Consider the following 20,200-nt stretch of genomic DNA (forward strand, 5'->3'; position numbering starts at 1 on the left):
TTCCTCCTCATATCACTTTTTTTGACCAAGTTTTTTTGCTATGTCCATTTTAAGTTGCATTCCACTTGCTTTTACATGCTCTCGCATAGCCTTCTCCGCTTCCTCTCGATCACCTTTTTCTATAGCCATCAAGACCGCCTGATGTTCCTTTAGTGACCTCTCACGGCGATTCGGATCTTCGATTGTTAAAAAGACATACTGTCTATAAGGTATTTGATTTAGCAGCAAATTTAGCATGTAACTTAATTTAGAGTTATTGGCGCCTTCTTGAATGACTGAATGAAAAACTTCATTAGCCTCGACATATAGCTTTTTATCCGAGGTTTGCATAGCAATCTCCATGTCAGCCACTGCTTGCTTAAGGTTATTAATGTCTTCAGCATTCCCGCTTTCTGCAAGCAAACCCGCTGCAAGCCCTTCCATTACTTCCTTTAAAGTAAATAACTCATCTAGTTCCTTTTCAGTTGGTTTGGTCACACATGTTCCAACTCTTGGAATGATCTCGACTAACCCTTCTCTTTCTAGCTGTTTAAATGCTTCCCTAATAGGGGTCCTGCTGACTTTGTAATATTCAGATAAAACAGTTTCCGATAGTTTTTGTCCTGGTTCATATTCTCCAGTTACTATTGATTCGCGTATAGCGTTCGTAACCTGAGCCGTAATCCCCAACGTTAAGATAGCTGTAATGAAAAGCCCCTCCTTCCAAAAAGTTTGTACCATGTACCATGCAAGCTCTTGATAAGTGCAATTATAGGTCATGATAAATAGACTGTCAATTCAAAAAAATATAAAATTTTATTTTTTATTCGAAGATACATTCTTCTATATGAATCAAAATTTCTGATTAATATTTCAATAATTCAATCTAACAATTAATCTGATTTATTGAAATGCCACTAGATGAATGAACTGATTATTTAGGATAATTTCCTTAAAAATTATTTTTTCTGAAAATATTGACATCTGTATACGCTTACAATTATAGTGATTCTATAAAATAAGCTTGCATGGTACATGGTAGTAAACCAATTTTGATAGGGGGTAAATTGATGAAAGTTGAAACTCGCAGTATAGAATATATTCCGGCAGATGAACGCCATGGCAAGGCCCGTGATTTATTTCCAATTTGGTTTGGGGCGAATATGCATATTACCACCCTTGTGACTGGAGCATTGCCAATTACATTAGGTCTTAATTTATTTTGGAGTCTGGCTGCAATAATTGTCGGTACCTTATTAGGCGCCATTTTCATGGCCTCCCATTCAGCTCAAGGACCTCAACTCGGAATTCCGCAAATGATCCAAAGCCGGGCTCAATTTGGTGTAATCGGAGCCATTTTCCCCTTGTTTCTCGTTATGTTTGTCTATTTAGGCTTCTTTGCCAGCAGCGGTTTGCTTGCAGCACAAACCTTAAGCAGCTTAACAAAGATTGACCAAACATGGAGCATAATACTTTTAAATGTTCTTTGTTTCGTGGCCACCATTTATGGCTATAACTTAATTCATAAAATGCAAAAATTATTGTCCTGGGCATCTCTCTGTATTTATATTGTAGCTACATATATAGTCTTCCAATTGCAAGTTCCGGCAGACAGTTGGGCAATAGGAAATTTGGATTTACCAGTGTTTTTGTTGGCGGTCAGTATGGTTGCTACATGGCAATTAGCATATGCCCCCTACGTTGCAGACTATTCTCGCTATCTACCGATAACTACACCTACGGCTCATACATTTTGGTATAGTTACGCTGGCACAGTCATCGGGACTATATGGATGATGACATTAGGAGCAACCTTAACCATAGCGATTCCTAACTTCCTTGATCACTCTGGCGGTAACTTGGCCAGCCTGTTTGGAAATTTTGCTATAATCATGTTCTTTATAATCATCTTTGGACAGCTTGCCATAAATGTCTTTAACCTATATGGGGCATTCATGGCAACCATAACAACAATTGAACCGTTTATTAAATTAAAGGTCACACCGAAAGTTAGAATAGGAATGATATTCTGTGTAACAGTTGCAGGTACCGTTTTGTGCTTACTGGGTCAGAGTAATTTCCTCTCCTTTTTCTTGAACTTCATCTTTTTTATTAGTTATTTTTTAATTCCCTGGACATCCATCAATCTTGTTGATTATTATTTGCTGCGACATGGCCATTACAATGTAAAAGATATTTTTGATGTAAACGGTCAATATGGAAAAATAAATTGGATTACTTGTATGGCATTTCTTGTATCAATCTTGGCGGAAATCCCTTTTATAAACACATCATTCTATGTAGGACCGATAGCCAAGGCCTTTGAAGGGGCAGATATCGCTTGGATTATTGGGTTAGTTGTCCCAGCTGTTTTGTATTACTTCCCAATGAGAAAAAAGTTGAATATAGCTGGAAATGCAATAAATAAACAAGAGATCGGTTCCATGGAGAAGACAGACGCTTCCGAGAAATATGTTAAGTAAAGGTGTCGATAATAGAGAACCCTAAAATGAACTGCACCCCAATTGTTAGTCACCAACTAACAATTGGAAGTGCAGTTTTTTTGACTAAATATTCGATAAATGAAAAATCACATGCTGTTTTAGAGTACTTGTAAGGTAAAAAACATAAATCTATTGCACAGGAAAGAAAGCATTTCAAACAAGAACTAGAAGAATATATCAAGGTAAAATTAAAAGGCATGAGCCCGGTAGATTTCCGGGTTCATGCCCTCAAGGATGCCTAAGTAAATAATGTGTCTAACTTTTTGGGTTCACTTCAATGAAAGATCCTTTTTATTCACAAATTTAGTTTACTTATTTTTCTCCTAAAATAGCGAGTGGACTAAATACTTCATAATGAATATGGTCTTTCGATACACTCCATTTATTTAGGGCCTCATTGATTGCTTCCATAAAAGGAATAGGTCCGCAGAAATAAAATTAGCCTCTTTTGATGGAACGATAGATTGCAGGACTAAACCCACGTATCCTTCTTTCCGCCCATTTGGGGATTTTGAACTCCCTTAAGATAATTCAAAGACACCATACCTATTGGTACGGTGTCTTTTGTTATTTTAGTATCCTTGTAACTTAAACTGGCCCTTTAGATCAATAAGAACAAAGCTGCTGATCAGTAACAGAAAAAAGTGTTATAAGGTCCAATTGATAAGCAATCCAGCTTGAGCTAACCCACCACCGAAACCATATAATAAAATCTTCTCACCATTACTGAGCTTTCCTTCACTTACTCCTTGATCTAAAGCTAATGGTATTGTTGCTGAAGAAGTATTTCCATACTCCACTAAGCTATATAAAGTACGCTCAATTGGAAAGCCACTTCTATCACATATTGACTCAATCATTCTTAAATTTGCACTATGCGGTACAAACCAATCAACATCATTCAAATGAAATTCAGTATTTTTCATCACAGTTTGCATTCCTTTTGGAACAGTAGTAACAGCCCATTTATAAACCTCACGTCCATTTTGAACAAGGTTACCACTATTATTCAAGTCTTCACCATTTATACGTGTCGATAGGTTTGTACTATATAAATTTTTTCCGCCTTCTCCTTCCGAATATAAATGTGAAGAAATAAAACTTGGCTGTTTTTCATCATATTCTACAAGAACTGCTCCTCCACCATCTCCAAATAAAATACAAGTGGCTCGATCTTCATAGTCCATAATTTTAGATAAAGTATCGGCTCCAATAACAAGAACTTTCTTATTTAAACCAGATGTTACTAATCCATTAGCTACATGTAACCCATAAGTAAATCCTGCACAAGCAGCGTTTAAATCAATAGCTCCAGTATTCTTAATGCCTAGCTTTGCTTGGACTAAAGAAGCTACACTTGGAGTGTTGAAGTCAGGTGTAAAGGTACAGACAATGATCATATCAACATCTTCGACAGATTTATCATACCGTTCCATTAAATCCTTTACAGCTTTATAACTTATATCACTAGTAAACTCTTCTTCATGTGCAATTCTTCGTTCTTTAATACCAGTACGTTTAACAATCCATTCATCATTGGTTTCAACCATTTTTTCTAATTCTTTATTTGTTAACCTTTTTTCTGGAACATACGAACCTATCGCAGTAATACGTGCTTTGGATTTGAACATAGAATAGCCACCTCGTGTGTATGAATTGCATCAATTCTGTAACTTGATATTAATACCTGGTACTAATTATAAAGCAAAAAAAATCTTATGCAACTAACCGTTACCTTTAAACCCATAAGAAAATGAACGGGGCAAAGCAACGACTTTAAAGTAAAAGGATCTGTTGGCTTCATACGATCTTTAGAGAAACTGCCAAAAAGTTCATCTTCAAGACATTTCCTCTATTAAGAAATTTCTTACAATTATACTGAAAGCTTGAATAAATCCTGCTTGCATCACTGATCTTGTCAAAAAAAAGCCATACTCCTAGTTGAAGTAAGCAACACACATCATTCAGCTCTTACTTATTTATGATGCCGACAGATTTGTTCTTGTCTTTCTAGGTTTTGTTCGACTGCATATGTATTGCCCCATTCACACATTGTATTTAATACAGGTACAAAGGATTGACCTAACTCAGTTAAACTGTATTCTACTTTTGGTGGTACTTCCTTATACACTTCTCTTCGGACAAGCCCATCTCTTTCCAACTGCTTTAATTGGTCGGTTAAGACTTTCTGGGTAATGGCCGGCATTAGAATATAAAACTCTTTCGTCCTCATTGGTTTTTGACTCAGAAAAAAGAGGATTAAACATTTCCACTTTCCTCCTACAGTATTCATGAAAATATTTATTCCAGTATTTAAACTCTTCATTATTCATTCCTCCTGAATAGGCACATAAAGGTGGCTATGCCACTTTATTGTGCGTTATTTTCTACTACATCATGGTCCATTATAATCGAATTATGAAGCAAATATAACACTTGGGAGTGAACACGATGAGTGTAAGAGAGATTATAGAAAAAAGACGTTCCGTAAGGCAGTATGATCCCCATTATAAAATTAGTCCAGAAACGTTGGCGACATTTATTGAAGGAGCGAGTAAATCACCTAACGGAAACAATATTCAAGCAACACGATACCTGGTTATAGATGAACCATATTTAAAGAATTTGCTACTGCCCATTGCTTTTAATCAGCAACAGGTAATTGAAGCCTCAGTACTGATTGTTATACTAGGTGATTATCAAGCATTTGAAAAAGAAAATATCATAATGATACATGAGGATGAGTTTCAAAAAGGTTATTTTGACGCATCAGTAAGAGATTATCTAACAAACGCGGCAATCAATTATTATCTAAATAAATCAAAAGAAGATTTAAAGGTTGAATTAATAAGAGACGCAAGCCTGGCATCAATGTCGTTAGTTTTATTGGCGAACGAGGCAGGTCTTGAAACCATTACAATGTCCGGGTATGATTCCGAACAATTAAAGTCAGCCTTAAAAATTTCTGATAGGTATTTAGATGTTATGCTTATTGCCATGGGGAAAGGAATTAAAGAAGGTCACAAAACAGTAAGGCACGATGTTAACAAAGTCATTTATAAAAACAAAATATAGTGAGTGCAATTACTTTTTTAAAATTTGGATATTGGAAATTAGTGTGGAAAGAGGGTTAAAAAGAACCCTCTTCCCCTATCTTATTATAGTTAAAACTTACCACGAGTTACCAGTCTCTTATATCATCCACATGCAGACTTATCATATAGTCATAACGGATTCATTTAGTGTTTTTGCTTGTAATAGGTTACTGCGAGCGCAAGGGCCAGCACTGTTCCTTTGACGATATCCATCGCATAATACGGAACGGACATCATGATCAGCCCATTTTGTAGGATTCCGATCAGGACTGCTCCGACAAAGGTTCCAAAGGCATTCGGTTTTCCCGCCCCTAAAACGGAGGAACCAATGAAGGCTGCTGCAACGGCATCCATTAAATAGGGGGACCCTGAATTGATTTCCGATGTCATGACCCTTGAAGCAAGGACAATCCCCCCCGATTGCAGCAAATAGAGCTGAAAGCAGATAGGCAAGGATTTTGTATTTATTTACCGATATCCCGGAAAGTCTCGCCGCTTCCTTATTCCCCCCAATCTAAAAAGGAATCAATCACATCTCTTACAAATTCCCATTCCAGGCGCTTTTGTTTAAATCCTTCTTTACCCACTGATGTAAGTCTGTAATATTTTCTTCTTCCTCCTGGTCCTTGCTCATCCCCCCCAGTAAGAAGAAATCCATTCATTCTTTTCTAATCTCTTTAAAGACAGATAAAGTGTACCTTCTTTTAATTCAAATTGGTCATCACTCTTTTCACGAACAATTTTGGCTAATTCAAAGCCGTACATATCCCTCCTATGTAAAAGTGACAGGATGAGCGTGTCTATATGACCTTCTAAGACTTCCTTATTAATATCCGATTTTTCCATATATCGGAATTGATATATTTTATATTACTTTATAATGCAAGTTATTCATTTAATAAAATATTACAAATTCAACTAACCGTTTTTTTAGTTATACCTGATTTAAAACTCTCCTTTAGGTAAGTACCTATACTAAAAGTGCATACTTACATACTTGCAGAGTGCACTTTATACTTAAAATAAATAAAAATTAAGGAGGAGAAATCTTTGAGAACTCTTGTTATCGTATCACACCCAAGTCTAGAAACATCCGTCATAAATAAGCGATGGGTAGAAGCGCTAAGGAAATATCCGGAAAAGTATACAGTACACGAATTGTATAAGGTTTACCCTGACGGAAACATTAATGCGGAAAAAGAACAGCAATTAATCGAATCGCATAGTAATCTTGTTTTACAGTTCCCTTTTTATTGGTTTAATTGTCCGCCTCTCCTAAAAAGATGGCTTGACGATGTTTTTACTTATGGTTGGGCTTATGGTTCAAATGGAGGCGATAAATTAAAGAATCGCAAAGCTGCTTTAGCTGTATCTGCCGGAATTAACAAAGAGGATTATAGTGAAGAGGGAAGATATCGCTATACACTTGAACATTTATTATCTCCCTTTGAAATTACCTTCCTATACTGTAATGCAGATTATCGTTCATTCTTTGCGTTTTATGGTGCTGAAAATGAGCCGTCCGCAAGCGAATTGGAAAAAAGCGCACAAGATTATTTAAATTTTGTCGACAACCTCTAATAGGCAGTTTCATTAAAGAAGTATTTCCTTGTTAGGGAAATACTTCTTTTGATTTAATCAAAATAGCTACACCTACGGCTGTAGAGTCTCCTGAGCTGGCAAACTGTTTTTCTCTCCCCACTCGCACATCATATTTAACAATGGAATGAGAGATAGACCACGTTCAGATAATGAATATTCTACTTTTGGAGGTATTTGGGGAAATTCCTTGCGTATGATAAGACCGTCTGCCTCCAGCTCCTTTAACATGATGCTTAGCGTTTTAAAGGAAATTGTGCCGATACTCCGCTTCAGCTGATTATGCCGCATAACCTTATTTTCAGACAGCCAATACATAATGATCATTTTATATTTGCCGCCTATTAAGGACAACGTATATCCAAAGCCAGTGTCATTTGGTTTCACGCCAGTCGGAACACAGGTTTCGCGCATAAGTTTACACTCTCCTTTGGTTAAGTATAGGATTTGAATGTTCATACTTTACAATAGATCATTATCAATTTTATTGAAAGGTAAAGTACGTTTCCTCTAAAATTTCGCTATCGTGGCTACCCCATATTAGCGTTAATAAATATTATTAATTAAAAATGGAGATAATTTATATCCATAACCCGTCCCTTTTTTAAAAGGAAAAATCCTGTTGCATATCCAACAGGATTTTTTTCATAATTTTGGATTTCTGTATAGTAACGTAACGGATTCATTTTAGTGTTTTTGCTTGTAATAGGTTACTGCGAGCGCAAGGGCCAGCACTGTTCCTTTGACGATATCCATCGCATAATACGGAACGGACATCATGATCAGCCCATTTTGTAGGATTCCGATCAGGACTGCTCCGACAAAGGTTCCAAAGGCATTCGGTTTTCCCGCCCCTAAAACGGAGGAACCAATGAAGGCTGCTGCAACGGCATCCATTAAATAGGGGGACCCTGAATTGATTTCCGATGTCATGACCCTTGAAGCAAGGACAATCCCCCCGATTGCAGCAAATAGAGCTGAAAGCAGATAGGCAAGGATTTTGTATTTATTAACCGATATCCCGGAAAGTCTCGCCGCTTCCTTATTCCCCCCAATAATGTACATATAACGACCGTGCTTCGTATCAGTCAAAAAGATATGTGTCGCTATCACAATGACGGCCATGATCAGGATTATCCATGGTACCTGGCCAATTTTGGCGAAAAACGGGCTGATCAGTCCTGTTGCGAATGTCCCGTCGGGCATGACCATATTTTGCGAGACCGTTGCCCCCTTGGTATAAGTAAGGGCAATTCCCTGGATAATGAACATGGTGGCCAATGTCATCAGCATGTCGGGAATTCTCAATTTAACGATCATGAATGAATTCAAAGCCCCTACGACAAGTGAGGCACCAACCGCTGCTAATATGGCGATAAATGTATCCTGAGAAAACCAGACAAACATTGATATGACAATGGCATTCGCCAATGATGCGACGGAGCCGACGGAAAGGTCGAAGCCATCCACGGTCAGGGATATCGTAATGCCGATCGCGATGATGGTCACGATTGAAATGGAACGCAGGATGTTGACCAAATTAGTAGTTTGAATGAAAGATGGATTGGACACGGCAAAAATTCCAATCAGAATGATAATCGTCAATATTGTGCCGTATTTATAGAAAAAGTCGAATAGTTCCACCTTTTTCTTCGCTTTCGCTGTCTGTGTAACAGGAATGGGTATGCTCATCCTATTTTCCTCCTGTTGAATAGAATAGTAGTTCTTCTTCATTCGTTTTGCTCGTTTCTAATTCGATGACAGTGTTCCCGTCATATAACACATATGTCCGGTTGGTAATGCCAATGATTTCGGAAAGCTCGGATGAGGCATAAATGATCGCTTTCCCATTCCTTGCAAGCTTTGCAATCAATTCGAATATATCCTTCTTTGCTCCAACATCGATCCCTTTCGTTGGTTCATCGAATATATATACATCCGCATCGGCCATAAGCCATTTTCCAATGGCAACTTTTTGCTGGTTACCACCTGAAAGGTTTTCGACATTCACTTCCCCTGAAGGAGTTTTAATGCCAAGGCTTGTAATCATTTCCTTCGCTCTTTCCTTTTCCGCCTTACGATCCACGAAGCTGAACCTCTTGCAGAATTTGCCGAGACTGGCTGCAGTCAAGTTCGCCGAGACTGATTCCTGAACAAGGACCCCTTCTTTCCTGCGTTCCTCAGGTACAAGTGCCAGACCGCTTTTTACTGCTTCGTGCGGTGATTTTAAAGAAAGCTTTCGACCATTCAGGATAACTTCGCCCGCTGTGATCGAAGTATGCCCGAAAAGGGTTTTACACAGCTCCGTTTTCCCAGCCCCGACCAAACCTGCCAAGCCGATTATCTCGCCTGCTTTAATATTCAGGCTGACATTTTTAACTTTCTCTGCATCCGACAATCCCTTCACTTCCAGAATAACGTCGCCAATCGAAGTATTCACTTCAGGAAACTGTTCATCCATGGTTTTCCCGAGCATGTTTTCTACCACATCGGTACGGGTTATGTCCTCCCTTTTTCGACACGTGACACGCTCCCCATTCCTCATGATCGTGATTTCCTCACAGATTTCAAAGATCTCAGGCAGACGATGTGAAATGAAAATGATTCCCACGCCTTTTTGCTTTAATTCATTTACAATTCGAAAAAGTTCTGTCGTCTCCGTATGACTTAACGGAGCAGTTGGCTCGTCGAGAATCAGGAATTTGCATTCTGTCGAAACGGCTCTTGCTATCAGGACCATCTGTTTTTCAGCCAAGGTAAGGTCTCTTACCAGCTTTTTCGAAGGGACACGAATTTTCATATCTTCAAGAATATAAGCGGCTTGGTTGTGCAGCTCTTTCCATTGGATTCTCTGTTTTTTTCCCATGTTTTGGACCATATCATTCAACATTACATTTTCCCCAACCGTTAAATAAGGGATGAGGGCGGTATCCACTTCCTGATAAACAATTTGAATGCCTTGTTCCTGAGCCGCTTTTGGCGAGCGGATATCCCGCATCATCCCATCAATAAAAATGTCACCTGAATAATGGACATGGGCTCCCGATAAAACTTTCATTAACGTCGATTTCCCTGCTCCGTTTGCACCGACCAATGCGTGGGCTGTCCCTGATTGTACGGAAAAATCAACTTCACTCAGCGCCTTCACCCCCGGAAATTCAATCGAAATCTTCTTCATTTCTAGTTTCGTGCCCATGTCCATTCCCCCTTATTGAACAGACACTCCCTTCACTGGAAAGAGAGTGTCTCTTTTTACTTTTTATAATGATCTTTCAAAACCTTCATCCAATCTTCTTCAAATTCCGCCGATACACCCCAGCCATCGACAATACCAGACAGGTTTGCCATGTTTACCGCTTCTTTTGAAGCTTGGATTTGCTTTTGTGAAATAAGTGATGCCTCCAGGTCATATGTTTGCGGCGTTTCTTCGCCCGCTAATTTTTTTGCCAATATCCTCATATTCACTGCCCCGATCAACTTGGGATCGACTGCTGCCGTGTAGGACCACGAGCTATCAGCTGATTGGATTTCCTGGAGATCTGCATTAGATACATCAATTCCATATATCTTCACTTCATCTCTGCCCGCTTCTTTAATCGCCCGGGCTGCACCGATTGCAAAGGCATCCCATGTTGCGAAAATGGCATCCAATTTACCTTTAGGGTATTTATTCAGCATTGCTGCTACAGCATTTTGTGTCTGAACCGAAGTATCAGCAGATGCCACTCCGAACCTTTCGACTTCTTTAATCCCAGGATTTTCTTTTAATTTTTCCTGATAGACTGCATTTCTTCTTACCATTGGAGGAAAACCGTCCACCCAAAGATATGCAATTGCCGCTTCACCTTTCTGTTCTTTTATCAGTTTATCAAAAGCCAATGTTGCCAAAGCTTCATCATCTTGTGAAGTTAATGTTACGCCTTCTATTTTAGATAGATCGCTTATTGAATCGAATGTGACAACGCTTTTACCTGCATCAACCAACTTTTGAACGTCATTCACAGTTGCTGCATCATCACCATGGGAAATGATATAGCCGTCGTAATCTTCCTCCAAAGCTTGCGCTATCGCATCATGGAATTTAGCCGTATCACCATTTGCTGTATACGTATCCACTTGAAATCCCAGTGCTTCTCCTTCTTCTTTTGCCCCCGCCAGGTATTGGGCCGTATGATCATCACCGCCAATTTTACGGATCACTTTGATTCTGGCTCCATCCCCATCAGCAAATCTTTCCGGGACATTTTCAAATGATACTTTTTCTTCTTTCTTCGATTCTGTGGAACTCTGCCCAGTAGAGCAACCCGTTAAAAGCAAAGCCGAAGCGATGGCTGAAATGAATATCCCTTTAATAGACCTTCTCATCTTGTTTCCCTCCATATTTTCTTATTAGTCTTATCTGTTAAGTTGGTGTAAATCCCAAAATAAAAACCTCTCTAATTATAGAGAGGTTTAATCGGCTGTTTTGCAGACTTGTCCCTCTCTTATCTGTCAAAACATTTCTGTTTTGCAGGATTTAGCACCAATTCCTAATGGAACGGTTGCTGGGCATCTTAGGGCCAGTCCCTCCGCCACTCTTGATAAGAGATATATTGTGTTACGTTTTCGTAATTATCACTTTATAGGGATATAGTCGTAAAGTCAATAGATTTTTGAATATTTGAAATGTTCCCTGTCATTTTTCATTTTCTTTGAAGCTGGGCTAGACGCTTTTTCTCGATTTTTTCAAGCCTCTCCAACTGCCTTAATTTCACTTCGAACAAAGTGATCGGGTCACGGTAAACTTCCGGATTTTCTTTCATATGCTCCAATGCAGCCTGGTAGTCTTTTATTTCAGTCTGCGTTTGCTCTATCGTTTTTTGAAGTAAGGCAAATGAACTGCGATAGAAAAGTGAGATGTCCCGATCCAAAGATTTTTCAAACAATCCAAATTGGGTAAGGAAACGTTCCGTGATCATTTCGGCAACATCCAGGTAATCTTCACTTTCCAGGTATTTCTTATAACGATTGTACATATTGGCTTTATTTTGCGGTATTGCCCCAAACAGCTTCCCTGCTCCTTTAAGCAGCAATTGTGATGGAGTCCTGCGCAAAAGGATATTAACGTTTTCGATGCGGATACTGCTTGTCATCCGGTCGGCATCACGGCGCCAGTCATCCAATACCCTGAAGTCACCTGCCAGCGTAATCCGTTCTTCTTTGTATAATTCATTGAATCCGGCACTCATCTCATCCATAAACTGCTGGCTTTGTGAGAACTCCATTTGGGAACTGGCAATCCAGTCTTGAAGAGAACGGTAATATTGAGGCATGATCTTGTCAGAAATGAAGTTTTGAATCCGCTCATTCATTTCCTGGTTTAACTGTACATGGACCTGACTGAAATCACTGCTTTCCGTTAACGATTTAGAGCAATCCCTCAGTAATTCAGGAATTTTTGAATAAAGCTGATTTTTCACTTCGTCCTTAAGCGAACGATACGACCTTATGATATTTTCACTTTTTTCTTTTTCCAAATCAGCCAGTTGATTGACCGCCCCATTCAGTTTGACTTCCATCTGTTCATTCCAAGAGATGGAATGCTCGCATTTCCGCTCATTGGCTGCCCGTTTTTCTAATAGATAAGATAAAGTTTTACGAATGAATGCCAGGATTTTTTCAGATCTTCTTTCCTTCCAATTATCATCTTGATAATTCGATTGAAGGAAGGCTGAAAGGTCCTTCAATTGCTGCCTGCTGTCATAATGTTTTGAGAAAGCGAATACTTTCGCATTCGGGAAATATGCATTCACTTTATCCCATGTTTCGTCTTCCATCCGGACTGCGACCTGATCACTGTATATCGTATCCATTTTATTTAATAGGAAATGAATCGGCAGTTTCGGAGCCATCATTTGAATTTCCAATAACAGATCCCGTTCGCTGCCCGTGAAAGGCGCCCGGGCGTCAAGAACGAACATCAGGCCATCACTGCCATGTAAATAGGCTTGGAAATCGGATTCCACGCTTTTTTCCCCATTGAACCCCGGTGTATCCAGTAATCGCAGATGATTATTTCTTAGGTAGTCACTGATGATGGTCACATCGACAATAGTCCCGCGCTGGCGGCGTGTTTCATCCAAATCAGTTAGCTCCTCGACAACTTTGCTATCTGTATCTGTAATTTCAAGGATTTCCAAATCATCCCCGTCTTTGACACTGACTAGGGACGAATGATCTTCAGCGGCAATGCTTTCGCCAACGATTGACTGAATAAAGGATGTCTTGCCATTTCCTGTACTTCCTGCAAGAAGCAGATTGAAATTCCTGGTATCCTTAAGCCCCTCTACCATCCATTTAAGCTTATTGCCAACCCTTAAATCATTATCTTCAGCCCACTGGATAATGGAATTGAACAGTTTCTCTCCCGCTTCCAGTCCGCCTCCCAATTTAGGCGATTTCGAAAGCAGGCTTTCTGCATCCTGAATGACCAGCGCATTGATCGTATCCGGGAAGATTTCATTCCAGGACAACGCGGATGCCGCCGCAAACAGCGAGAGCTCCCCATCTGCGATTTTGAGCCAGTTTTCCAGCAACCTTGGCACGACAGGACTTAAATCTTTGATTAGGTGCGTTCCTTCTAACAGACCTGCATATGCATCCCTGTAATAGACGGAAAGCTCATCCCATACATCCGCATGGTTTAATTCGATGGTATCTATCAAGTTATTAATCACTCTTAGCCATTCGAAATAAGAATCCGTATATTTATAATTTTTCCAAAGGGCAACCGTCACCTTTTCGAAACGTTCCTGGTCGAGTGTGTATAGCGAACCAAGGACAGTTGAAAAATAATCCGGATCCATCGATTGTGCAACACCCTGCTGGATATACGTCTTCAGCACATCGAACCAGCCCATTGATTCTGTACGGATACTTTCATTCGCCGCTAATACCACCGCACTGTTCCAATCCTTTTGTTCTTCAAAAAAGGCGCGTGCGATTTCCGTGACATTCGGGTAGTCCGGTTGAAACTCGACTGCTTCTTTCACGACTTTGGAAGCCAGGTCATTTCTCGATTCCACTATGTAAAGGGAAAAAAGTTGCAAAAGAACCTCTGTTTTCAAAACCGCTTCATTCGTATCGACGGATTTATAGATATCCTCTGCGGTTGAATACATTTCCAGTTCAAAATAAGCATCAGCGATGTTTTTCTTCGCCCATGAACCAAGTTCCCCTTCTATGTTTTCCCATTTAAAAATGGCTGCTTCATAGTCATGATGCTGAAAATATACTTCTCCTTGAGCAAATCGAATTGCGGTTAAATCTACTCTTTCCTTTTTTTGTTCCACGAGAAACAATTCACCCAAAGCTTGAATGGGGTGCTTCCTTGTATCCTCAATCATCGTTTCATAATATTTTTTTCCGATCAGCCGTTCGTCCATCTTTATTCCCCCGATATATTTCATATTTTCAATTAAAGGATAATCACTGATTCTATAAGCCCTCTATTAGACCTAACATTCAATTTACAGGTTCCTTTAGTTAAAAAATCATTTACAAAACCTTAAAATATTATTTTAGCAAAACAATATGGTAACAACATGTCACCACTCTTACAATTTTAAAACAGAAACAAACGGAACTGTAATGTTTTTAATAAACCGATACAGAGATGTCATTTCCATATTCGAGAAAATAGGTTTTTTCTAGTTTTACCACATATCAGATAGTGGTGAGCGAACCATTCTTCATACCTCTAAATTACCATAAGCCCAGCCCTTCAACTAAATATAAAAGGTAAAAAACAAAATCACTCTGCCTCGTCCATTACTAAATCCCCATTTTTGCGTTCATATAAAAAAGCAGTACCCTCATTCATAAAAGGTAACTGCTCTCTGATAAGCTCCGAACAGTCGTTGTCCTTTGACAAATTAGGATTATACCCCTGTACGCTTACGTTGGTTATTCGGCTTTTTGGTCAACTGGCTTTTAAGCTGTTTCGTTTTCTTCACAACGCCTGTTTCCAGTTTATCTTTACTTGATCCTGCTTGCTTTTGAGCCAGTTTTTGTTTGACTGCATCCGCCAGGCTTAATTTTTTATTTTCAGACATACTGTTGTCTCCTTTAGTGTTCTGCCTTCTATTATAATATAGTTGCGATTAGAAAGATAATAGGGAGTAATATCCTATTCTTTTTTAAAAAACACTCTTAATAAAGGAAGTTTCGCCAACTGGGGACTAATTTCCTGCTCCTTTAAAAGGATTAATGATAAAATATGTTGACTTCATAATCAGAATTTGCTAAATTATCTTTATATTATAAAATCTATGAAGAGAAAGAGTAAGATGAGAACCCTGTTCCACAGAGAGTCGACATGTGGTGGAAGTCGATGTCCAAGGCCTATCCGAAAATCATCTTTGAGATGCAAAGCTGAAAATGCAGTAGGCTTTGACGGGTTTCCGCCGTTACAATGGATCACGTATGAATTCGTACGTTGACTGAGTGCCGCAGCTTCTTTGAAGTGCGGAATATGGGTGGTAACGCGAGCACAAACTCGTCCCTGATTTTCAGGGGCGAGTTTTTTATTTGCACAAACACTTTAATTAGCCTTTTTCAGGTCAGTCGGCGAGAGTTATCATTTTAAAAAAAGGAGAAATCACCATAAAAAAAACAGACACATTATTTATCGGCCTTATGCTTTTCTCAATGTTCTTCGGAGCGGGGAATCTCATATTCCCTCCATTTTTAGGAGCATCTTCGGGAACTTCTTTCTGGCCAGCCATTGCCGGTTTTGTCGTCACCGGAGTCGGCCTGCCAATTTTGGTGCTTCTTGCAGTCTCACTTGTTAGAGGCGGGGCACAAACCATCGGTGCCCGTGTACATCCTCTATTCAGCACGTTGTTCATGGTGGTCATCTATTTAAGCATCGGGCCTTTTCTGGCCATTCCACGGAATGCGAATGTTGCCTATGAAATGGGATTCAAGCCGTATCTTGGCGACTCAATGAATCAATCACTATTTTTATTCATGTTCACAACCATATTTTTCATCATCGTTTATGCCATTTCATTGAATCCTAAAAAAATGGAAACCTTCATGGGACGCTGGATTACACCCGTTCTACTCTTATCCATGGTCATTCTCTGTGTCGTTGGGTTCGTAAAGCTTGATGCTCCATTCCAAGCTCCAACCGAAGCATATGCTGCAGGAGCATTTTCGAAAGGGTTCATTGAAGGCTACAACACGATGGATGCTCTAGCTGCCTTGGCTTTTGGGATCGTCATCCTTACTTCAATCCAGCAAAGGGGGATTTCCGAACGAAAACAATTGACGAGATATACAGTAAAAGCGGGTCTCATCGCTGGTGTTTTGCTTTCTTTAGTTTATATCTCCTTAGGTGTAATGGGAGCACGCATGGCAGCCGATGGGTCATTCGAAAACGGAACGGATATCCTCACTGTCGCATCCACCCTTTTACTTGGAACCGGCGGGAAGGTCCTTCTCGGCATCATTTTCACTTTAGCATGCTTCACCACCGTCGTCGGATTGACGACTGCTTGCGGACAGTATTTCTCGAAACTGTTCCCCAAGCTGAACTACAAAACCGTCATTCTGATTGTAACAATCGTCGGTTTCATCCTTTCAAATATGGGTCTGGATCAAATTTTAAAAGTATCGGTACCATTCCTTGTGATGGCTTATCCGTTAACGATCGTCTTGATTGTCCTGACATTCTTCAGCCGTCATTTCAAAAACCCGAAGAAGGTTTATCGGAGTGCAATGACTTTCACAGGAGTTTTCGCCTTGATAGATGGACTGAATGCATTCGGTTTACAATTAGGACCCGTGGAAACCTTGAGTGATGTCCTTCCCCTTTCTGCCTACGGCATGGAGTGGATCATCCCTGCTCTCGTCGGTACAGCCTTTGGCCTTCTGCTCAGTCAAATCGGACAAAAGGCTCCAGCTGAGGAGTTGGAAATCGAAACATTATATTAATGAAGGAAGCAGGTGATTTTACGGATCATCTGCTTATTTCTTTATACACCTTCATTGCTTTATTTTGGAAATAGACATCCGCTTTTTGTTATGATGAGGTCAAAGGAGATGATAAGTAATATGTCTAAGCAAACCCGTATTGGTAAAACAGATCTGTATGTAAATCCGATTGGCCTTGGCACGAATGCAATTGGCGGACATAACCTATTCCCTAATCTAAGCGAGGATACAGGAAGGGATGTTTTGAGAACGGCATTGGAAGAGGGAATTAACTTTTGGGATACAGCTTACATTTACGGTCCTGAGCGTTCAGAAGAACTTATCGGTGAAATCCTTAAAGAGAGTCGCAAACGCGAGGATATAGTCCTTGCCACTAAAGGGGCACATAAATTTGTCGATGGCAACATCGTCTTTGATAACTCTCCCGATTTTCTGAAAAATGCCGTGGATTCCAGTCTAAAAAGGCTCCAGACAGACTACATCGACTTATTCTATATCCATTTCCCTGATGAGGATACCCCTAAAGACGAAGCAGTAGGTGCCTTGAAGGTATTGAAGGATGCAGGCAAAATCAAGTCAATCGGCGTCTCGAACTTTTCGTTCGAACAATTGAAGGAAGCGAATAAAGACGGCTATGTCGATGTCCTGCAATCCGAGTACAATCTATTCAAACGGGAGGCAGAACAAGACCTACTGCCATATACAGCCGAAAATAATATTTCCTTCATTCCTTATTTCCCCCTTGCTTCCGGACTGCTCGGCGGCAAATATAATCAGGAATCAACATTCGAGGACGGCCGGGCAAAAAGTCCGCTTTTCCAAGGACAAGCCTTTGTAAGCAACCTGCAAAAAGTGGAAGAAGTACGGGCAATCGCCAACAGGAAACATACCGATGTCGCCGATGTGGTACTGGCTTGGTATTTAACTCGGCACTCGATAGATGTACTGATTCCCGGAGCGAAAAAGCCAGAACAGGTCACACGGAACTTACAAGCATTGGATGTCGATTTAACCATGGATGAAATCGCCGAAATCAGTACCATTTTCGCTTAATATAGATGTGAAAAGGCTGTTCAGATCAAGTTGAACGGCCTTTTCTTTATTTATCCTGCTCTGTGGTCCATCCTTGGACAAAAAATTGACTACTAGGTTCTCTATATTGCTTAGGTACTTCTGTTTTGTTATATTTAGTGAATATTCCACCAATTAAGGAAGAGGCAGTCTGATGAAAAAATCTATTGTTATATTATTTCTTATCTTGGCAAGTTTGTTTTGGGCCGGTAATTACATTTTCGGAAAATACGTTGTGACCGAACTTTCCCCGATCCAACTAACATTTACGCGATGGCTAATAGCCGTTTTCTTATTGTTCCCTTTAGCCCAATGGATTGAAAAGCCAGACTGGAAGAGTGTATGGAAAGCCTGGAAATTACTATTAGTAATGGGTGTGCTCGGAATCATCAGTTATAATTTTTTCCTTTATTGGGCTCTGACCTATACAACTTCCATGAATGCCGCTCTTGTCAATTCCATGAACCCTGCCTTAATTGTTCTTTTTTCCGCTTTGCTGTTAAAGGAGAAAATTACATCCCTCCATGCACTTGGACTTATCATATCTTTATTCGGCGTTTTATTGGTCTTGACAAAAGGACACCTTCAGGATATTTTCCAGCTCACTTACAATAAAGGCGACTTATTGATGATCCTGGCGATTCTCGTTTGGACCTTCTATTCAATAATCGGTAAAAAACTGAAAAACATTCCGATCATCTCAGCCACTGCCGTTTCCGTATTTCTCGGACTGATTCTCGTCGCTCCATTCGCCATTGGCTCGGGAATGAACCTTGATTTAAGCAGTAAATCCATCACGGGTCTCTTATATATTGGAATCTTCCCGTCTATCGGTTCCTTTATTTTCTGGAATATTTCCCTTCGTCATATCAATGCCAGCCAGGCTGGAATTTATCTGAATCTGATTGCTGTATTTACCGCCATCCTTAGCCTGATTTTAGGTCATGCGATTACTATCGTCCAAATCCTAGGAGGTTTACTCGTCTTCATTGGCGTCTACCTTACAAGCAAAAAGAAAAAGGAAGATCCGGCAGATGTCACGAAAGCACATGTAAAAAACATCCAGTGATTCTCATCAACGAACGCTATCTTGTCTTTCCCCCTTGTCTATGCACCATGATTTACGTTATCCTTTAAAGAAGAAAATCTGAATGTAAAGGTGTGCTTTAGTTGAGGATCAATAAATTTATCAGTGAATCCGGAATTACCTCGCGACGAGGCGCAGACAAATGGATAGCCGAGGGCCGTGTGACGATTAATGGCACTGTAGCTGAGCTCGGCAGTCAAGCTGAACCCGGCGATGATGTTCGTGTAGACGGCAAGCCGATAAAAGTGGAACAGCAAAATGTCTATATTGCACTGAATAAACCGATAGGGATTACAAGTACGACGGAAAAACACATAAAAGGGAATATCGTTGATTTTGTAAATCATCCGCTTCGCATTTTTCATATCGGACGGCTGGACAAAGACTCAAGCGGTCTGATCCTTCTTACAAATGACGGAGACATCGTAAATGAAATCCTTCGTGCAGAAAACAAACATGAAAAAGAATACGTCGTAACCGTGGATAAGCCACTTACCGCTTCCTTCATTAAAGATATGTCATCCGGAGTGGAGATTTTGGATACAAAAACACTTCCTTGTAAGGTCGAGCAGTTGACCAAATATACATTTAACATCACTTTGATGCAAGGACTGAACAGACAAATCCGCCGTATGTGCTCCGCACTAGGTTATGAAGTCCGTGATTTACATCGAATCCGGATCATGAACATCCATCTGGACGGACTGGCTATCGGACAATGGCGCGACCTGACCGAGGATGAATTGACTGAACTATTTAAGGAATTGGACTATACCCCAAGGCAAAGATGATAATGAAGATGCCCCAGAATTCCGGGGGCATCGCTTTTTTTATTTCAGAAGAATTTCCAGAAATAATTTGCTTTTTTATTTGTATTTAGGTGCTTT

At 40.0% G+C, this 20,200-nt stretch carries 16 protein-coding genes, 2 pseudogenes, 1 riboswitch and 1 other annotated feature; of the genes and pseudogenes, 7 read left to right on the plus strand and 11 right to left on the minus strand.

What is annotated here, in order from left to right; genetic code table 11:
* Window positions 1-12: 12 nt before the first annotated feature.
* Entirely contained in the window at window positions 13-720 is a 708-nt protein-coding gene (locus tag QFZ73_RS08510; RefSeq protein ID WP_307265258.1) for a GntR family transcriptional regulator, read from the minus strand.
* A gap of 329 nt (window positions 721-1,049) precedes the next feature.
* Between QFZ73_RS08510 and QFZ73_RS08515 the strand changes: the two genes are divergently transcribed.
* On the plus strand, window positions 1,050-2,462 hold the full coding sequence (locus QFZ73_RS08515) for a purine-cytosine permease family protein (RefSeq protein ID WP_307265261.1): 1,413 nt from the start codon (window positions 1,050-1,052) through the stop codon (window positions 2,460-2,462).
* A gap of 668 nt (window positions 2,463-3,130) precedes the next feature.
* On the opposite strand, the gene QFZ73_RS08520 is transcribed toward QFZ73_RS08515, so the two are convergent.
* Together QFZ73_RS08520 and QFZ73_RS08525 are read right to left on the minus strand one after the other, a co-directional pair.
* Window positions 3,131-4,114, minus strand: a complete 984-nt coding sequence (locus QFZ73_RS08520; RefSeq protein WP_307265263.1) for a ketoacyl-ACP synthase III — start codon at window positions 4,112-4,114, stop codon at window positions 3,131-3,133.
* A 344-nt stretch (window positions 4,115-4,458) separates the two neighbouring features.
* Complete coding sequence (locus QFZ73_RS08525; protein ID WP_307265265.1) at window positions 4,459-4,809, minus strand: winged helix-turn-helix transcriptional regulator; 351 nt, start codon at window positions 4,807-4,809, stop codon at window positions 4,459-4,461.
* Between the two features lie 125 nt (window positions 4,810-4,934).
* On the opposite strand from QFZ73_RS08525, the gene QFZ73_RS08530 reads away from it, so the two are divergent.
* Complete coding sequence (locus QFZ73_RS08530; RefSeq protein ID WP_251431985.1) at window positions 4,935-5,558, plus strand: nitroreductase family protein; 624 nt, start codon at window positions 4,935-4,937, stop codon at window positions 5,556-5,558.
* 164 nt (window positions 5,559-5,722) lie between these two features.
* Here the strand turns inward: QFZ73_RS08530 and QFZ73_RS08535 are convergent.
* Both QFZ73_RS08535 and QFZ73_RS08540 read right to left on the minus strand, forming a co-directional pair.
* Window positions 5,723-6,092 (minus strand): annotated as a pseudogene (locus QFZ73_RS08535) (ABC transporter permease); the annotation flags it as partial.
* A pseudogene (locus QFZ73_RS08540) lies at window positions 6,079-6,424 on the minus strand (PadR family transcriptional regulator). The pseudogenes QFZ73_RS08540 and QFZ73_RS08535, both read right to left, overlap by 14 nt.
* Before the next feature lie 204 nt (window positions 6,425-6,628).
* Between QFZ73_RS08540 and QFZ73_RS08545 the strand changes: the two are divergent.
* A complete protein-coding gene (locus QFZ73_RS08545; RefSeq protein WP_307265268.1) occupies window positions 6,629-7,159 on the plus strand; it encodes an NAD(P)H-dependent oxidoreductase in 531 nt (176 codons plus the stop codon).
* A gap of 72 nt (window positions 7,160-7,231) precedes the next feature.
* Here the strand turns inward: QFZ73_RS08545 and QFZ73_RS08550 are convergent, their stop codons facing one another.
* The 6 genes from QFZ73_RS08550 to QFZ73_RS08575 form a co-directional block, all read right to left on the minus strand.
* Window positions 7,232-7,591, minus strand: a complete 360-nt coding sequence (locus QFZ73_RS08550; RefSeq protein ID WP_251431990.1) for a winged helix-turn-helix transcriptional regulator — start codon at window positions 7,589-7,591, stop codon at window positions 7,232-7,234.
* A 273-nt stretch (window positions 7,592-7,864) separates the two neighbouring features.
* Window positions 7,865-8,869 carry an ABC transporter permease gene (locus QFZ73_RS08555; protein WP_307265274.1) on the minus strand — a complete coding sequence of 335 codons (1,005 nt, stop codon included), beginning with the start codon at window positions 8,867-8,869 and terminating at the stop codon, window positions 7,865-7,867.
* Between the two features lies 1 nt (window position 8,870).
* The gene (locus tag QFZ73_RS08560) at window positions 8,871-10,373 is read right to left on the minus strand and encodes a sugar ABC transporter ATP-binding protein (protein WP_307265277.1); all 1,503 of its coding nucleotides are present in this window, start codon (window positions 10,371-10,373) and stop codon (window positions 8,871-8,873) included.
* A 56-nt stretch (window positions 10,374-10,429) separates the two neighbouring features.
* On the minus strand, window positions 10,430-11,542 hold the full coding sequence (locus tag QFZ73_RS08565; RefSeq protein WP_251431999.1) for a sugar ABC transporter substrate-binding protein: 1,113 nt from the start codon (window positions 11,540-11,542) through the stop codon (window positions 10,430-10,432).
* 116 nt (window positions 11,543-11,658) lie between these two features.
* Window positions 11,659-11,764: riboswitch (SAM riboswitch) on the minus strand.
* 95 nt (window positions 11,765-11,859) lie between these two features.
* Complete coding sequence (locus tag QFZ73_RS08570; protein WP_307265281.1) at window positions 11,860-14,601, minus strand: GTPase domain-containing protein; 2,742 nt, start codon at window positions 14,599-14,601, stop codon at window positions 11,860-11,862.
* Between the two features lie 495 nt (window positions 14,602-15,096).
* The gene (locus QFZ73_RS08575; protein WP_164468807.1) at window positions 15,097-15,270 is read right to left on the minus strand and encodes a hypothetical protein; all 174 of its coding nucleotides are present in this window, start codon (window positions 15,268-15,270) and stop codon (window positions 15,097-15,099) included.
* A 207-nt stretch (window positions 15,271-15,477) separates the two neighbouring features.
* Window positions 15,478-15,724, plus strand: a binding site (T-box leader).
* A gap of 96 nt (window positions 15,725-15,820) precedes the next feature.
* Here QFZ73_RS08575 and brnQ point away from each other — a divergent pair.
* The 4 genes from brnQ to rluF all read left to right on the plus strand — a co-directional run bounded on the left by brnQ (window position 15,821) and on the right by rluF (window position 20,104).
* On the plus strand, window positions 15,821-17,155 hold the full coding sequence (gene brnQ / locus QFZ73_RS08580) for a branched-chain amino acid transport system II carrier protein (RefSeq protein WP_307272686.1): 1,335 nt from the start codon (window positions 15,821-15,823) through the stop codon (window positions 17,153-17,155).
* 120 nt (window positions 17,156-17,275) lie between these two features.
* Window positions 17,276-18,208, plus strand: a complete 933-nt coding sequence (locus tag QFZ73_RS08585) for an aldo/keto reductase (RefSeq protein ID WP_307265286.1) — start codon at window positions 17,276-17,278, stop codon at window positions 18,206-18,208.
* A gap of 172 nt (window positions 18,209-18,380) precedes the next feature.
* A complete protein-coding gene (locus QFZ73_RS08590; protein WP_307265289.1) occupies window positions 18,381-19,295 on the plus strand; it encodes a DMT family transporter in 915 nt (304 codons plus the stop codon).
* A gap of 101 nt (window positions 19,296-19,396) precedes the next feature.
* The gene (rluF, locus tag QFZ73_RS08595) at window positions 19,397-20,104 is read left to right on the plus strand and encodes a 23S rRNA pseudouridine(2604) synthase RluF (RefSeq protein ID WP_307265292.1); all 708 of its coding nucleotides are present in this window, start codon (window positions 19,397-19,399) and stop codon (window positions 20,102-20,104) included.
* The last annotated feature ends 96 nt before the right edge of the window (window positions 20,105-20,200 follow it).

Source organism: Peribacillus sp. V2I11 (assembly GCF_030817135.1).
GTDB classification, from domain to species: Bacteria; Bacillota; Bacilli; order Bacillales; family DSM-1321; genus Peribacillus; species Peribacillus simplex.

Excerpts from the sequence above, each read along its gene's own strand:
- QFZ73_RS08555 (WP_307265274.1), bottom strand. The coding sequence starts at position 8,869 with ATGAGCATACCCATTCCTGTTACACAGACAGCGAAAGCGAAGAAAAAG.
- QFZ73_RS08570 (WP_307265281.1), bottom strand. The coding sequence starts at position 14,601 with ATGGACGAACGGCTGATCGGAAAAAAATATTATGAAACGATGATTGAG.
- QFZ73_RS08585 (WP_307265286.1), top strand. The coding sequence starts at position 17,276 with ATGTCTAAGCAAACCCGTATTGGTAAAACAGATCTGTATGTAAATCCG.
- QFZ73_RS08575 (WP_164468807.1), bottom strand. The coding sequence starts at position 15,270 with ATGTCTGAAAATAAAAAATTAAGCCTGGCGGATGCAGTCAAACAAAAA.
- QFZ73_RS08520 (WP_307265263.1), bottom strand. The coding sequence starts at position 4,114 with ATGTTCAAATCCAAAGCACGTATTACTGCGATAGGTTCGTATGTTCCA.
- QFZ73_RS08565 (WP_251431999.1), bottom strand. The coding sequence starts at position 11,542 with ATGAGAAGGTCTATTAAAGGGATATTCATTTCAGCCATCGCTTCGGCT.
- QFZ73_RS08525 (WP_307265265.1), bottom strand. The coding sequence starts at position 4,809 with ATGAAGAGTTTAAATACTGGAATAAATATTTTCATGAATACTGTAGGA.
- QFZ73_RS08510 (WP_307265258.1), bottom strand. The coding sequence starts at position 720 with ATGGTACAAACTTTTTGGAAGGAGGGGCTTTTCATTACAGCTATCTTA.
- QFZ73_RS08550 (WP_251431990.1), bottom strand. The coding sequence starts at position 7,591 with ATGCGCGAAACCTGTGTTCCGACTGGCGTGAAACCAAATGACACTGGC.
- QFZ73_RS08530 (WP_251431985.1), top strand. The coding sequence starts at position 4,935 with ATGAGTGTAAGAGAGATTATAGAAAAAAGACGTTCCGTAAGGCAGTAT.
- QFZ73_RS08515 (WP_307265261.1), top strand. The coding sequence starts at position 1,050 with ATGAAAGTTGAAACTCGCAGTATAGAATATATTCCGGCAGATGAACGC.
- QFZ73_RS08560 (WP_307265277.1), bottom strand. The coding sequence starts at position 10,373 with ATGGGCACGAAACTAGAAATGAAGAAGATTTCGATTGAATTTCCGGGG.
- QFZ73_RS08590 (WP_307265289.1), top strand. The coding sequence starts at position 18,381 with ATGAAAAAATCTATTGTTATATTATTTCTTATCTTGGCAAGTTTGTTT.